At 58.9% G+C, this 282-nt stretch carries 1 tRNA gene; it reads right to left on the bottom strand.

The window, feature by feature from the left end:
- Positions 1–155: 155 nt before the first annotated feature.
- Positions 156–231 (bottom strand) — tRNA-Gly (locus IB241_RS27385).
- Positions 232–282 lie beyond the last annotated feature (51 nt).

Below are 282 nucleotides of genomic sequence, written 5' to 3' on the forward strand. Positions count from 1 at the left end.
CCCTGTTACCGCCGTGAAAGGGCGGTGTCCTAGGCCACTAGACGAAGGGGACACGCTACTGAAACACATGGTGTGTATTCCAGTGCCCAGAGGTTGGATCCGAAGATCATGCCCTGGTTTCACTCAGCGCCGCCCGAGGGCAACACTGCTTAAATTGGAGCGGGAAACGAGACTCGAACTCGCGACCCCGACCTTGGCAAGGTCGTGCTCTACCAACTGAGCTATTCCCGCAAATGGCGTCCCCTAGGGGACTCGAACCCCTGTTACCGCCGTGAAAGGGCG

Source organism: Pseudomonas sp. PDM05 (assembly GCF_014851685.1).
In the GTDB taxonomy this organism is placed as follows: Bacteria; Pseudomonadota; Gammaproteobacteria; order Pseudomonadales; family Pseudomonadaceae; genus Aquipseudomonas.